General features: G+C 46.3%; 2 protein-coding genes. Both read right to left on the bottom strand.

Features of this window, described 5'->3' with window-relative positions:
• Positions 1-86 precede the first annotated feature (86 nt).
• The gene (gene istB / locus G466_RS0118815; RefSeq protein WP_026815000.1) at positions 87-806 is read right to left on the bottom strand and encodes an IS21-like element helper ATPase IstB; all 720 of its coding nucleotides are present in this window, start codon (positions 804-806) and stop codon (positions 87-89) included.
• A 24-nt stretch (positions 807-830) separates the two neighbouring features.
• Positions 831-2,163, bottom strand: a 1,333-nt coding sequence (gene istA / locus G466_RS22760; protein ID WP_034236212.1) for an IS21 family transposase, incomplete at its 5' end; no start/stop codon positions are given.

The raw sequence follows: 2,163 nt of genomic DNA on the forward strand, positions 1-2,163 counted from the left end.
TGGATATTCTGGTGATGTTGACCCCCTATTCTGGCCATACTGACCCCCCTAAGGATTTTGGTCAAAAAGATAAGTTAATGACAATATTACAGTTTTTTTCTTAGACTTTCTCCCTTTAATTCTATCCGGTGAGAGGTGTGTACCAGTCGGTCCAATATCGCGTCAGCGATGCTTGCTTCTCCAATAATATCGTACCAGCTTCCCACAGGAAGTTGACTTGCAATAATGGTAGATGATCTTCCATGCCGGTCCTCAATGATCTCCATCAGGTCCATTTGCTGTTTTCTATCCAAGTGAGCCAGTCCAAAGTCATCCAGGATCAACAGTTTCGCCTTCGCCAACTTAGCAAAGAATTTTAGGAAGCTTCCATCAATTCGGGTCATTTTGGTGGTCATCATTAGTTTTTGGGTGTTGTAATACAACACTCTATGCCCTTGACTACATGCTTGGTGTCCTAAGGCCGAGGCTAGAAAACTCTTCCCGCAACCCGTAGCCCCGGTCAATAGGATCGATTCCCCTTTTTCAAGATAGGAGCCACTGACGAGTTCCGTGATCTGAGCTTTATTGATTCCTCTTGAGGAATCTAGGTTCAGCTCTTCCACGCTGGCCTGATATCTGAACTGTGCCCCTTTTTTCAGGCGTTCAAAACGGCGGTGGGTGCGGTCTTCAGCTTCCGCCTGCAACAGGACCTCCAGGCCCTCTCCAAAAGAGAGTTCATGGTGCTGTCGGGTTTCTACCATAGCTTTCCAACTACTGTGCATGCCATTGAGCCGTAGCTGTGTCAATTGATTTTCAATAGTACTCATATGTGTGTTAATTTAAAGGGTTACTTATTTATAGGATGATGCCCCACGGATGTTTTTATGGGTCGGCAGGGATTTAACCACAGGTTCTTCCGGGTATTCGGTCATCCGGTTCTCTAGGACTTGTTTTAAAAACTTGTAAGAATAATTCTGATGTTCCAGTGCTATAGTGCATGCTTTGGTAAAGGACCTCGGATCTGCCTTACGGGACAGGTTTAAGATGCCGTCACAGGTTTTATAAAGCTGCTCGGGATATTTATCTTGTTTGAACAAGGCCTCCATATACGTATACAGTGTCTCGGAATGATTGTAGCCACGCTGCAGGTAATAGGTAGGACTTCGCTCTTTGTAATACAGATGGTGGGAACACAGATGTTCTTTTCGGGTGGTATATCCTCCTTTGCGGTGATTCCTGGGATGGGTAGCAATTAGATTGGCCTTGTGGTAGATCTTTACCAAGGATCGGGTGTAGATCACCTTGACCTTCATTCCGATATAGGTGAAGGGTACGCTGTAATAGTGTTTATCCATGCCCAGATAAATATGATTGTTCTTGGCCACCTTGTGCTCTCTATAGTACTTGATCTCAAAAGACTGTGCCGGTAAGGGCTGAAGGGTATGTTTTTCATCGGCCAGGAATTTCTCTTCCCTGCAGTACTCTTTTTGTTGCATCCGGGTCTGGTTGTGCTCTTTGACTTTCTGGGCAATGGCCTGGTTCAGCGAGGGAAGATCAAAGAAAGTAAGCTTGCGGAGTTTAGCATATACCCGGCTATAGATAAGCTTCACCTGGTTCTCCACCAACGACTTATCTTGAGGTCTCCTAGGGCGCGTAGGGGTCACCGAAGTCGCATAGTGATTGGCAAAATCCTCCAGAGCACGATTAATATCCGGTTCATAGGGATTCGCTTTGATCACAGCAGCCTTGAGATTGTCCGGCACCAGGGTCTGGGGTACGCCACCAATCTCTTTTAAACAACAGCCTAGGGCGTAGATAAAATCTCCCGTCTTTTGGCTGGGCACTGCCATAGCGAAGCAATAGTCGGAATACGGTAGGCAGGCCACAAAGACCTGGACTTTAATTTCCTCCCCGGTCTGCCTATCAACATAACATAAAAGTTTGCCGGCAAAATCCACGTACAGTTTATCCCCCGGTCTATGCTCCAATACCATGGATGGTTTGCCACTGCGCAAGTATTGCCGGATATGGTAACAGAACTGGGCGTAGCTGTAAGGATCTGAGTTGCCTGCTCTATATTCATCCCATAGCACCTGTCGATTGACACCTGTTTTCTTAAGTTCCTTACGGAAATAATCCAATTGGGGCTTAAGTCGATCGTACCGTTCGTCTTTATAGGCAGGG

It is taken from the genome of Arenibacter certesii DSM 19833 (assembly GCF_000429545.1).
GTDB classification, from domain to species: Bacteria; Bacteroidota; Bacteroidia; order Flavobacteriales; family Flavobacteriaceae; genus Arenibacter; species Arenibacter certesii.

Bases quoted from the DNA above. Each gene is read 5' to 3' on its own strand.
- istB (WP_026815000.1), bottom strand. From the start codon at position 806: ATGAGTACTATTGAAAATCAATTGACACAGCTACGGCTCAATGGCATG.